Source organism: Halalkalibacter oceani, from assembly GCF_023715705.1.
GTDB classification, from domain to species: domain Bacteria; phylum Bacillota; class Bacilli; order Bacillales; family Bacillaceae_D; genus Halalkalibacter; species Halalkalibacter oceani_A.
In genome coordinates this window covers 35,060-47,345 of record NZ_JAMBOS010000022.1, presented here as the reverse complement: position 1 = coordinate 47,345, position 12,286 = coordinate 35,060, and the positions used below count along the sequence as shown (strand labels likewise).

Here is a 12,286-nt window from a genome sequence, read left to right as displayed (position 1 = left end):
ACATGAGCCATCGGGTGCATGAGTGCATCCGTTTTTTGAGTGGGAGGGTGACAAACGCCCGATAACCACATCACGGACTAAGGAGGTGTGTCACGTGGCTAAAAAGGTAATTAAAATGGTTAAATTGCAAATTCCTGCTGGGAAAGCAAACCCGGCGCCACCGGTAGGTCCTGCATTAGGTCAAGCAGGTGTGAATATCATGGGTTTCTGTAAGGAATTTAACGCTCGTACTTCAGACCAAGCGGGTCTTATCATCCCGGTAGAAATTACGGTATTTGAAGACCGTTCGTTTACATTCATCACGAAAACTCCGCCAGCTGCGGTTCTTCTTAAGAAGGCTGCTGGAATCGAGTCGGGTTCTGGTGAACCAAACCGCAATAAAGTTGCGACAGTAAAGCGTGATAAGGTGCGCGAAATTGCTGAAACGAAGATGCCTGATCTAAACGCAGCGAATGTTGAATCCGCTATGCGTATGGTAGAAGGTACTGCTCGCAGCATGGGTATTGTGATTGAAGACTAATTGGTAAGTTTCTTGGAGGTTGCACCCTAATCTGGGGTCGCAACCTTTCATAAGTGGGAGGTACTACCGCTAAAACCACAATCGAGGAGGAAATAGCATGGCTAAAAAAGGTAAAAAGTATCAAGAAGCTCTTAAGCTTGTTGACCGCGATACGGTTTATCAAGTTGAAGAAGCAATTGAGTTAGTGAAGAAAACAGCTACAGCTAAATTTGACGAAACAGTCGAAGTGGCTGTTCGCCTTGGGGTTGACCCTAAGAAAGCCGATCAACAAATTCGTGGCGCTGTTGTTCTGCCTAACGGAACTGGTAAAACACAACGCGTCCTTGTATTTGCGAAAGGCGATAAAGCGAAGGAAGCTGAAGCGGCTGGCGCTGATTATGTAGGAGAAGAAGATCTTATTAACAAAATCAACCAAGGTTGGTTCGAGTTTGATGTGATCGTTGCGACTCCTGATATGATGGCTCAAGTTGGTAAGCTCGGCCGGGTACTCGGACCGAAAGGCTTAATGCCAAACCCGAAAACAGGAACAGTTACCTTCGACGTAGAGAAGGCTGTCAATGAAATCAAGGCTGGTAAAGTAGAGTACCGTGTTGATAAAGCCGGTAACATCCACGTGCCGATTGGTAAAGTTTCATTTGAATCAGCGAAGCTTGCTGAAAACTTGAAAACGATCATTGAGACGCTTGTGAAGGTGAAGCCTGCTGCAGCAAAAGGAACGTACATGAAAAACGTTGCGATTGCTTCAACAATGGGGCCTGGTATTCGCGTCAATGCATCTGCATTTGCCAAATAAAACAAACGATTGACTTTTTCCTGTACCCTGTATATACTCTTAAGAGTGCCTGATACGGGTGCGTCAAAATAAAATGTCATACCGTAGACAGTAGGGGCGTACACCGCTTAAACTTCCTACCGAGGTAAGCAATAGATACAGAAGAACAACTCTGTGTTTGTCTGCCCTCATGTCTGCATGAGGGCTTTTTACATGCTTTTCGGACGGTATGGATAAAACTATGGGAGGTGTAAGGATGAGCGTATTAGAACAGAAAAAACAGGTTGTAGCTGATATCGCTGCAAAGCTTAATGCAAGCAAAGCGACGATTGTTGTCGATTACCGCGGACTGAATGTTGCAGAAGTAACTGAGCTTCGTAAGCAGCTTCGTGAGGCTGGAGTCGAGTTCAAGGTATACAAGAACACACTTGCGCGCCGCGCAACAGCTGAGGCAAACCTTTCTGAGCTGGATGCACAGCTTGTTGGTCCAACGGCAATCGCATTTAGCGATGAAGATGTTGTTGCTCCTGCGAAGGTTCTTAACAGCTTTGCGAAAGAACACGAAGCTCTTGAAATCAAAGCTGGTGTCATCGAAGGCCGCATCACAAGCGTGGAAGAAATCAAGGCTCTTGCTGAGCTACCATCACGCGAAGGACTTCTATCTATGCTTCTCAGCGTGCTTCAAGCTCCAATGCGCAACTTTGCATTGGCGACAAAAGCCGTTGCGGATCAGAAGGAAGAGCAAGGCGCTTAATGTATGTTGACCCGCCCGGTGTAACGCCGGGTTTAAGATACGTGAGCTAGTAAGATACTTTAAAAAAACGAAATAGGGAGGATTTATCATGAGTAAAGATCAAATCATTGAAGCGATTAAAGAAATGACAGTTTTAGAACTAAATGACCTTGTTAAGGCAATCGAAGAAGAATTCGGAGTAACAGCTGCTGCTCCAGTTGCTGTAGCTGCAGGCGGCGGAGACGCTGGCGGTGCTGAGCAATCTGAATTCGACGTTATTTTAGAATCTGCTGGCGGATCTAAAATCAACGTTATCAAGGCTGTACGTGAAATCACTGGCCTTGGTCTTAAGGAAGCAAAAGCACTTGTTGACGGTGCTCCAGCTCCAATCAAAGAAGGCGTAGCGAAAGAAGAAGCTGAAGAAATGAAAGCTAAGCTTGAAGAAGCAGGCGCTTCTGTTGAACTTAAGTAATCGATAGTGGAAAAAGGGCTCGCGGCAAGCGGGTCCTTTTTTTAAACATCAAAAAGTATAAACGTGTCCGTGTTCATTCGGGAAAGGGGGGCGGCTGCGCGCGCCGCTTCAAAGAAAAGACGTCTATGGCGTCTTTCTCATTGAAAGGAGTGAGGAAGGGATGTCGGAACATTATTACTCAAAGAAACCCTCTGTCGAAAGCGCGGAAAGGAAGTGGAGCTTTGAGCTTCGCGGTCGTAAGCTACATTTCTTTTCGGACAGTGGTGTGTTCTCTAAAAGAGAGGTCGATTTTGGCAGCAGGCTGTTAATTGAGGCCTTTTCCTTTCCGGAGCAGGCTGGAGATCTTCTCGATGTCGGTTGCGGGTATGGACCGATCGGCCTGACGCTCGCCAAAGAGGATGAAAGCCGAGTTGTTCATATGATCGATGTCAATGAAAGAGCGCTTGAATTGGCGAAAAAGAATAGCGAAGAAAACCAGGTTGAAAACTGTCTCATTTATGAGAGTGACGGCTTTAGCCGGGTGGAAAAGCGCGACTTTGCCGCGATTGTAACGAATCCGCCGATCCGCGCCGGTAAAAAAACCGTTCATCTTATCTTTGAGCAGGCGGAGCGGCATCTTCAGCCGGGTGGAGAACTGTGGATAGTGATTCAAAAAAAGCAAGGAGCGCCATCCGCGCTTGAAAAAGTAAAGACTCTTTTTGCCGAAGTGGAGATTGTTGAGAAGAAAAAGGGTTACTTTATTATAAAAGCAAAAAAAGTTTGACCGAGCCTTTCTTTTGTGGTATTGTTATTTAATGCGTATAACTACCTATTTTTAGATCATCATTTTGGCAAATGTCAAGTGGGAATTGTTGAATAACGATGTGGAAAAGTGGTTATACTGAAATAATCGAATGGTCGAATAAGAAAATTGGTTGACGAAAACCCGTTTTCTTTTTGGTGGTTAGATAGAAAGTTACGACGTTCTTCTGCTGCCTTGCACGGTTTTAAAGGTTTTGCTCAATCTATAAAAGTGTGTCATCCGGTTTTGCTCTTCTATAGGGGACGGGTGTGATGCATTTTTAGATACTATAACGCGAGATTTGAGGGGTGAATCAGTTGACAGGTCAACTAGTTCAGTATGGACGCCACCGCCAGCGGAGAAGCTATGCAAGAATTAATGAAGTGTTGGAGCTGCCGAATTTGATTGAAATTCAAACAGCCTCCTACCAGTGGTTTCTTGATGAGGGCCTGAGGGAAATGTTTCAGGATATTTCTCCAATCCAAGATTTTACGGGGAACTTGGTTTTAGAGTTTATAGACTATAGTCTAGGAGAGCCAAAGTACCCGGTTGATGAATCAAAGGAGCGCGATGTGACCTATGCAGCTCCACTTCGGGTTAAGGTTCGTCTCATTAACAAGGAAACTGGGGAAGTAAAAGAGCAAGAAGTCTTCATGGGAGATTTCCCGCTGATGACAGAAACAGGAACGTTCGTGATCAACGGAGCCGAGCGTGTTATTGTTTCTCAGCTTGTTCGTTCACCTAGTGTCTATTACAGTGAAAAAACGGATAAGAACGGTAAGAAGGGCTTTACTGCTACGGTCATCCCGAATCGTGGGGCTTGGCTGGAGCTGGAGACAGATGCCAAGGATATCGTTTATGTTCGTATAGACCGCACCAGAAAAATCCCTGTGACGGTTCTTTTGCGTGCGTTAGGTTTTGGATCTGATCAAGAGATCATTGATTTATTGGGAGAAGATGAGTACCTTCGTAATTCACTTGAAAAGGATAATACGGACGGTACGGAAAAAGCGCTTCTGGAAATCTACGAGCGCCTTCGTCCCGGAGAACCGCCTACAGTTGATAATGCAAAAAGCTTGCTGGAATCACGCTTTTTTGATCCGAAGCGCTATGATTTAGCCAATGTGGGCCGTTATAAAATTAATAAGAAGCTTCATATAAAAAACCGGTTGTTTAATCAGCGCTTGGCTGAAACATTGGTAGATCCGGAAACAGGTGAAGTGATTGCCGAAGAAGGAACGCTACTTGACCGCCGGACATTGGATCGTATTTTGCCATATCTCGAAAATAATGTCGGCTTCAGACATGTTCGGGCTTCAGGTGGGGTTGTCGAGGATGCGGAGATCGAGTTGCAGTCGATCCTTATTTACTCACCGGAAGACCACGATGGCGAAAAAACAATCCGCGTTATTGGAAACGCGATGGTCGAGCGCGATGTGAAGCATATTACACCGGCTGATATCATTGCTTCCATTAACTATTTCTTTAATCTGCTGCACGGTGTTGGTGATACTGATGATATTGATCATCTCGGTAATCGCCGCCTCCGTTCTGTCGGTGAGCTTTTGCAGAACCAGTTCCGGATCGGGTTGTCACGGATGGAACGTGTTGTGCGGGAACGCATGTCGATTCAGGACCCTAATATGATCACGCCGCAGGCACTGATCAATATTCGTCCGGTGATCGCCTCAATCAAGGAGTTCTTCGGCAGCTCGCAGCTTTCACAATTTATGGACCAAACGAACCCGTTAGCTGAATTGACACATAAGCGTCGTCTTTCAGCGCTTGGACCGGGTGGTTTAACGAGAGAGCGTGCCGGCTTTGAAGTTCGTGACGTCCACTATTCTCACTACGGCCGGATGTGCCCGATTGAAACGCCGGAAGGTCCGAATATCGGTCTGATCAACTCGCTTTCTTCTTACGCGAAGGTCAATGAATTCGGCTTTATGGAAACACCTTACCGTCGTGTTGATCCTGACACAGGAAAGGTTACTTCGCAAATTGATTACTTAACAGCGGACGAAGAGGATAACTACGTTGTCGCTCAGGCGAATGCCCGTTTAGCTGAAGACGGATCTTTTGTCGATGAGAATATTATTGCCCGTTTCCGCGGGGAAAACACGGTCGTGCCGCGTGAGCGTCTTGATTACATGGATGTATCACCGAAGCAGGTCGTATCGGCCGCGACTTCATGTATTCCGTTCCTCGAAAATGATGACTCAAACCGTGCACTGATGGGGGCGAACATGCAGCGGCAGGCAGTTCCATTGCTTGTACCGGAAGCGCCGATCGTCGGAACGGGAATGGAGCACGTTTCAGCGAAGGATTCAGGGGCGGCGATTGTTTCAAAGACGAAAGGAATCGTCGAGCGTGTAACAGCGAAGGAAATCTGGGTCCGTCGTCTTGAAGAAGTTGATGGTAAGGAAGTCAAAGGCGATCTTGATAAGTACCGCCTGCAAAAGTTTGTCCGCTCGAACCAGGGAACAAGCTACAACCAGCGTCCTATCGTTTCTGAAGGCGACGTCGTCGAGAAGCGTGAAATTCTTGCCGATGGTCCTTCGATGGAAAAAGGCGAGATGGCGCTTGGACGGAATGTCCTTGTCGGCTTCATGACGTGGGATGGCTATAACTATGAGGATGCGATTATTTTAAGTGAACGTCTTGTAAAAGACGATGTGTATACATCGGTTCATATTGAAGAATATGAATCAGAAGCCCGTGATACAAAGCTTGGGCCTGAAGAGATTACGCGCGACATCCCGAACGTTGGGGAAGATGCGTTGAAAAACCTCGATGAACGCGGCATTATCCGCGTCGGGGCTGAAGTGAAGGATGGCGACATCCTCGTCGGTAAGGTAACGCCAAAAGGAGTGACGGAGCTTACCGCTGAAGAGCGACTGCTCCATGCGATTTTCGGCGAGAAGGCGCGCGAGGTTCGTGATACGTCATTGCGTGCACCTCACGGCGGTGACGGGATTGTTCTTGATGTGAAGATTTTCAACCGTGAAGATGGCGATGAGCTTCCTCCAGGTGTCAATCAGCTTGTCCGTGTCTATATTGTTCAGAAGCGTAAAATCCATGAAGGCGATAAAATGGCCGGTCGTCACGGAAACAAGGGGGTTATCTCCCGTATTCTTCCGGAAGAGGATATGCCATATCTGCCAGATGGAACACCAATCGATATCATGCTGAACCCACTTGGGGTACCTTCGCGGATGAACATCGGTCAGGTACTTGAGCTTCACCTCGGTATGGCGGCGCGTAAGCTTGGCATTCATGTTGCTTCTCCTGTTTTTGACGGGGCGACTGAGGATGATGTGTGGGATACACTGGAAGAAGCCGGTCTGGCCCGTGATGGGAAAACCGTGCTTTACGACGGACGGACAGGTGAGCCGTTTGATAACCGTGTATCGGTCGGGATCATGTATATGATCAAGCTTGCCCACATGGTCGATGATAAGCTTCATGCCCGTTCAACAGGACCTTATTCTCTTGTTACGCAACAGCCGTTGGGCGGGAAGGCTCAATTTGGCGGACAGCGTTTTGGAGAGATGGAAGTATGGGCGCTCGAAGCATACGGCGCGGCTTATACATTGCAGGAAATTCTTACCGTCAAATCCGATGACGTCGTCGGACGTGTGAAAACATACGAAGCGATTGTCAAAGGGGAAAATGTACCTGAGCCTGGAGTGCCGGAATCGTTTAAGGTTCTGATTAAGGAGCTTCAATCACTCGGTATGGACGTCAAGATGCTGTCGAGCAATGAAGAAGAAATTGAAATGAGGGAGCTTGATGACGAAGAGGATCAGACGAGCGAAAAGCTGAATCTTAACTTCGAATCAAAAGTATAGCTCGAAATGAAGTGGTTGGGAGCTGGTGTAAGCTGGTTCCCTCCAGCTTTCTGCCCTCTTTGATCGTTACAGACATTACTTGGTTGAATAAGTCATGGAAAACAAAAGGGAGGTAAGCCCCTTGTTAGATGTAAATAACTTTGAATATATGAAAATCGGCCTCGCTTCACCGAACAAAATTCGTTCTTGGTCAAGAGGGGAAGTTAAAAAGCCTGAAACCATTAACTACCGAACATTAAAGCCGGAAAAGGATGGTCTTTTCTGTGAGCGTATTTTCGGACCGCAAAAGGACTGGGAATGCCATTGCGGTAAATACAAGCGTGTCCGTTATAAAGGGGTCGTCTGTGATCGTTGTGGCGTTGAGGTAACACGTGCCAAGGTTCGCCGTGAACGTATGGGTCATATCGAGCTTGCCGCGCCTGTATCACATATTTGGTACTTCAAAGGCATCCCTAGCCGGATGGGTCTTGTACTTGATATGTCTCCTCGTTCGTTGGAGGAAATTATTTATTTCGCTTCTTACGTCGTCACAGATCCAGGTGATACGCCGTTAGAGAAGAAGCAACTGCTTTCCGAAAAGGAATACCGGACGTACCGTGACAAGTATGGCCGCTCTTTTACCGCACAAATGGGGGCAGAGGCGATCCGCAAGCTGCTCGCTGATATCGACCTTGAAAAAGAAGTCGGTCTGCTGAAAGAGGAGCTGATTACTGCTCAAGGACAGCGCCGGACACGAGCGATTAAGCGCCTCGAAGTGTTGGAAGCTTTCCGGAACTCCGGCAACGAACCATCCTGGATGGTCTTAGATGTTCTTCCTGTCATCCCGCCTGAGCTTCGCCCGATGGTTCAGCTTGATGGCGGACGCTTTGCTACATCTGACTTAAATGATTTATACCGTCGTGTGATTAACCGTAACAATCGTCTGAAGCGTCTGCTTGATTTAGGGGCGCCGAACATTATTGTGCAGAATGAGAAGCGTATGCTTCAGGAAGCGGTCGATGCGTTGATTGATAACGGTCGTCGCGGCCGGCCAGTAACGGGACCGGGGAACCGTCCGCTTAAATCACTTTCACATATGCTGAAAGGGAAGCAGGGACGCTTCCGTCAAAACCTGTTAGGGAAGCGTGTTGACTATTCAGGCCGTTCGGTAATCGTTGTAGGACCGAACCTTAAGATGTACCAATGTGGGCTACCGAAAGAAATGGCGTTAGAGCTGTTTAAGCCATTTGTAATGAAAGAGCTTGTCAGTAAAGGACTCGCTCATAACATCAAGAGCGCAAAACGCAAGGTCGAACGAATCCAGCCTGAGGTATGGGACGTGCTTGAGGAAGTCATCCGCGAGCATCCGGTTCTGTTAAACCGTGCCCCTACCCTTCACAGACTCGGTATTCAGGCGTTTGAGCCAATCCTTGTTGAAGGGCGCGCGATTAAACTGCACCCGCTTGTATGTACAGCGTATAATGCGGACTTTGACGGTGACCAAATGGCCGTCCACGTCCCGCTTTCAGCTGAAGCGCAGGCCGAAGCTCGTATCTTGATGCTTGCCGCACAGAACATTTTGAATCCGAAGGACGGGAAGCCGGTTGTTACACCGTCTCAGGATATGGTTCTTGGTAACTACTACTTAACGCTTGAGCGTAAAGGCGCGTTAGGCGAAGGGTCGATCTTTAAAGATACGAATGAAGCATTGATTGCTTATCAGAACGGGTATGTGCACTTGCACAGCCGTGTTGCAATCCCAGTCGCTTCTCTTGGAAAGACGACATTCCGTGAGGATCAGGTAGATAAGCTGTTGCTTACGACCGTAGGGAAGCTGATTTTTAATGAGATCTTGCCGGAGACATTCCCATATGTGAATGAGCCGACAATGTCGAACCTTGAAATTGCGACACCGGATAAATATCTGATTTCCAGCTCAGCCGATGTGAAGGAACACTTTGCAAACAGTGAGCTCGTTCCGCCATTTAAGAAGGGCTTCCTCGGTAATATTATTGCGGAAGTATTTAAGAAATTCGCGATTGCCGAAACGTCAAAAATGCTTGACCGGATGAAGGATCTTGGCTTTAAGTACTCTACGAAGGCGGGGATCACCGTCGGGGTAGCTGATATTGTCGTTCTTGCTGAGAAAAAAGAAATTTTGGAAGAGGCAGAACAGAAGGTCGAAAAGATTCTCAAGCAGTTCAGACGTGGTTTGATCACGGAAGAAGAGCGTTATGACCGCGTTATTTCCGTCTGGAGTGAAGCGAAGGATGTTATTCAGAATAAGCTGATGGGGACGCTTGATACAAGTAACCCGATCTTCATGATGAGTGATTCCGGAGCCCGTGGTAACGCCTCGAACTTCACTCAGCTTGCTGGAATGCGTGGCTTGATGGCCAACCCGTCAGGACGGATTATCGAGCTTCCGATCAAATCAAGCTTCCGTGAAGGGCTAACTGTATTGGAGTACTTTATTTCCACGCACGGTGCGCGGAAAGGTCTTGCCGATACAGCTCTGAAGACAGCCGATTCAGGTTATCTGACTCGCCGCCTTGTCGATGTTGCCCAGGATGTTATTGTCCGTGAGGATGATTGTGGCACAGACCGCGGATTAGAAGTGAAAGCGATCAAGGAAGGCAATGAAGTTATTGAAGGCTTGTACGACCGTCTTGTCGGCCGTGTTGCCTTTAAGACGCTTAAGCATCCTGAAACAGGCGAAGTGTTAATTCGAAAGAATGAGCTGATCGTCGAGGATATCGCGAAACAAATTGTTGACGCCGGTATTGAAGACGTGATGATTCGTTCCGTCTTCACATGCGACACGCGTCACGGCGTTTGTAAGAAGTGCTACGGCCGCAACCTGGCGACAGGAAGCGATGTCGAAGTTGGGGAGGCAGTTGGAATTATCGCTGCCCAATCCATCGGGGAGCCGGGAACACAGCTTACAATGCGTACGTTCCATACCGGTGGGGTAGCCGGAGACGATATTACCCAGGGTCTACCGCGTATTCAGGAGATTTTTGAAGCGCGTAATCCGAAAGGGCAGGCAGTCATTTCGGAAATTGATGGTGAAGTTATCGACTTTAAAGATGGTGACAAGCGCGAAGTCATGATCAAAAGCGAGATGGAGACGAAGAGCTATACGATTCCGTATGGAGCGCGTCTCAAGGTCGCAGTCGGCGACATCATCGAGTCAGGACAGCCACTTACAGAGGGCTCGATCGATCCGAAGGAATTGTTGAAGGTGAAAGGGATGAACGAGGTTCAGGAGTACTTGCTGCGTGAAGTGCAGAAAGTATACCGGATGCAAGGGGTGGAAATCGGTGATAAGCACGTTGAAGTAATGGTCAGACAGATGCTTCGCAAAGTCCGTGTTGTCGATGCCGGTGAAACGACTGTGCTTCCTGGTTCCCTTATCGAAATTCAACAGTTTAATGATGAGAACAAGAAGGTGCTGCTGGAGAAGAAGCGTCCGGCGACGGGTAAGCCGGTATTACTCGGTATTACGAAAGCATCGCTCGAAACCGATTCATTCTTGTCAGCCGCTTCCTTCCAGGAAACGACGCGCGTGTTGACAGATGCCGCGATCAAAGGGAAGCGCGATGAGCTTCTCGGCCTGAAGGAAAATGTCATCATCGGTAAGCTTGTTCCGGCTGGAACGGGTATGTCCCGCTACCGCGATCTGAACATTTATTCGAAGTATGATGAACAGGCGGTGGAAGAGGTAGAAGCTCCAGTTGCTGATGAGGTTCTCACTCACGAATAAAATTCTTTGAAGAGATGTTGACACTGGCATATGAGGATGATAAGATATCAAAGTGTGCCTAAGATACTACCTGTTGCTTTGGAGGATGATTTATGTCTTATGAAAAAGTTTTACAGGCTGATGACCTAATTATAGGTACGAAACAAACGCTTAAGGCGCTTGATGAGGGTATTGTTTCTGAGGTCATAATCGCGATTGATGCAGAGTACCGAGTAATTTACAAAGTTGAAGCATTAGCGAAAACCAAGAATATACCACTTGTATATGTTGACTCAATGAAGAAGCTTGGAAAAGCTTGCGGCATTGAAGTTAGCGCAGCTGCTGTCGCTTTAAAAAAGTGATCGATTTTTGCCATTCGGCGCAAGCCGTCTGGCAAAAATTTTCCTTTTGCCTAGCGATGAACCACCAGGATCGGTGGTCTTAACAATTGAGAGAGAGGAGGAAAATAACATGCCTACAATTAATCAGTTAATTCGTAAAGGACGCGTCGCTAAAGTGAAGAAGTCTGACTCTCCAGCACTTAACAAAGGCTTTAACAGCTTTAAAAAGGTGCAGACAGATCTTTCATCTCCACAGAAGCGTGGTGTTTGTACGCGTGTTGGTACGATGACACCGAAGAAGCCGAACTCAGCTCTTCGTAAATATGCGCGTGTTCGTTTAACGAACCAAATTGAGGTAACAGCTTACATTCCGGGTATCGGCCACAACTTGCAAGAGCACAGTGTCGTTCTTATCCGTGGTGGACGTGTAAAGGATTTACCGGGGGTACGTTACCATATCGTACGTGGCGCTCTTGATACTGCGGGTGTTCAAAACCGCATGCAAGGCCGTTCTAAGTACGGTACGAAGCGTCCAAAGGAAAAGAAGTAATCTAAAAAAATTCGGTTTAAATGTTGAAAGGAGGGGAAACAATGCCTCGTAAAGGACCAGTCGCCCGTCGCGATGTATTACCAGATCCTATTTATAATTCCAAGCTTGTCACTCGTTTAATTAACCGTATTATGGTTGATGGAAAGCGCGGTGTCGCGCAAACGATTCTATATAACGCTTTTGAACTAGTGAAAGAGCGCAGTGGAAACGATCCGATGGAAGTGTTTGACCAAGCGCTTAAGAACATTATGCCTGTTCTTGAAGTTAAAGCTCGTCGTGTCGGTGGTGCAAACTACCAAGTGCCGATTGAAGTAAAGCCTGAACGTCGTACGACATTAGGACTTCGCTGGTTAGTAAACTACTCTCGCCTTCGTGGAGAAAAAACGATGGAAGAGCGTTTAGCTAATGAAATTCTTGATGCTGCCAACAACACAGGTGCAGCGGTTAAGAAGCGTGAAGATACGCATAAGATGGCGGAAGCGAACAAAGCGTTTGCTCACTACCGTTGGTAAGATTCTATTAAATAAAATGTTCGAAAGAGG

10 protein-coding genes and 1 other annotated feature are annotated in these 12,286 nt (G+C 47.3%); all 10 genes read left to right on the top strand.

Going from position 1 to position 12,286, the window contains the following annotated elements; all coding sequences use genetic code 11:
* Window positions 1-94: 94 nt before the first annotated feature.
* The 10 genes from rplK (at window position 95) to rpsG (ending at window position 12,256) form a co-directional block, all read left to right on the top strand.
* Window positions 95-520: a 50S ribosomal protein L11 gene (gene rplK, locus M3212_RS16620; RefSeq protein WP_026673483.1), complete on the top strand. Its 426-nt coding sequence runs from the start codon at window positions 95-97 to the stop codon at window positions 518-520.
* Window positions 521-617: 97 nt separating this feature from the next.
* A complete protein-coding gene (rplA, locus tag M3212_RS16615) occupies window positions 618-1,313 on the top strand; it encodes a 50S ribosomal protein L1 (protein WP_251195096.1) in 696 nt (231 codons plus the stop codon).
* A 63-nt stretch (window positions 1,314-1,376) separates the two neighbouring features.
* Window positions 1,377-1,513 (top strand) — a sequence feature (ribosomal protein L10 leader region).
* Window positions 1,514-1,548: 35 nt separating this feature from the next.
* Window positions 1,549-2,046, top strand: a complete 498-nt coding sequence (gene rplJ, locus M3212_RS16610; protein ID WP_251195095.1) for a 50S ribosomal protein L10 — start codon at window positions 1,549-1,551, stop codon at window positions 2,044-2,046.
* A gap of 88 nt (window positions 2,047-2,134) precedes the next feature.
* Window positions 2,135-2,497, top strand: coding sequence for a 50S ribosomal protein L7/L12 (gene rplL / locus M3212_RS16605; RefSeq protein ID WP_251195094.1), 363 nt, complete (start codon window positions 2,135-2,137; stop codon window positions 2,495-2,497).
* A 160-nt stretch (window positions 2,498-2,657) separates the two neighbouring features.
* The gene (locus tag M3212_RS16600) at window positions 2,658-3,260 is read left to right on the top strand and encodes a class I SAM-dependent methyltransferase (protein ID WP_251195093.1); all 603 of its coding nucleotides are present in this window, start codon (window positions 2,658-2,660) and stop codon (window positions 3,258-3,260) included.
* A gap of 335 nt (window positions 3,261-3,595) precedes the next feature.
* Window positions 3,596-7,129 (top strand): DNA-directed RNA polymerase subunit beta, encoded by a 3,534-nt coding sequence (rpoB, locus tag M3212_RS16595; RefSeq protein WP_251195092.1) that lies wholly within the window; start codon window positions 3,596-3,598, stop codon window positions 7,127-7,129.
* 121 nt (window positions 7,130-7,250) lie between these two features.
* Window positions 7,251-10,874: a DNA-directed RNA polymerase subunit beta' gene (rpoC, locus tag M3212_RS16590; RefSeq protein ID WP_251195091.1), complete on the top strand. Its 3,624-nt coding sequence runs from the start codon at window positions 7,251-7,253 to the stop codon at window positions 10,872-10,874.
* Window positions 10,875-10,966: 92 nt separating this feature from the next.
* Entirely contained in the window at window positions 10,967-11,215 is a 249-nt protein-coding gene (locus tag M3212_RS16585) for a 50S ribosomal protein L7ae-like protein (RefSeq protein ID WP_251195090.1), read from the top strand.
* Between the two features lie 109 nt (window positions 11,216-11,324).
* A complete protein-coding gene (gene rpsL, locus M3212_RS16580; RefSeq protein WP_251195089.1) occupies window positions 11,325-11,744 on the top strand; it encodes a 30S ribosomal protein S12 in 420 nt (139 codons plus the stop codon).
* A gap of 41 nt (window positions 11,745-11,785) precedes the next feature.
* Window positions 11,786-12,256, top strand: coding sequence for a 30S ribosomal protein S7 (gene rpsG, locus M3212_RS16575; protein ID WP_251195088.1), 471 nt, complete (start codon window positions 11,786-11,788; stop codon window positions 12,254-12,256).
* Window positions 12,257-12,286: the final 30 nt, after the last annotated feature.

What these genes read in the sequence shown, in the direction of transcription:
- rpsL (WP_251195089.1), top strand. Translation starts at nt 11,325, where the DNA reads ATGCCTACAATTAATCAGTTAATTCGTAAAGGACGCGTCGCTAAAGTG.
- rpsG (WP_251195088.1), top strand. Translation starts at nt 11,786, where the DNA reads ATGCCTCGTAAAGGACCAGTCGCCCGTCGCGATGTATTACCAGATCCT.
- rplA (WP_251195096.1), top strand. Translation starts at nt 618, where the DNA reads ATGGCTAAAAAAGGTAAAAAGTATCAAGAAGCTCTTAAGCTTGTTGAC.
- M3212_RS16600 (WP_251195093.1), top strand. Translation starts at nt 2,658, where the DNA reads ATGTCGGAACATTATTACTCAAAGAAACCCTCTGTCGAAAGCGCGGAA.
- M3212_RS16585 (WP_251195090.1), top strand. Translation starts at nt 10,967, where the DNA reads ATGTCTTATGAAAAAGTTTTACAGGCTGATGACCTAATTATAGGTACG.
- rplL (WP_251195094.1), top strand. Translation starts at nt 2,135, where the DNA reads ATGAGTAAAGATCAAATCATTGAAGCGATTAAAGAAATGACAGTTTTA.
- rplJ (WP_251195095.1), top strand. Translation starts at nt 1,549, where the DNA reads ATGAGCGTATTAGAACAGAAAAAACAGGTTGTAGCTGATATCGCTGCA.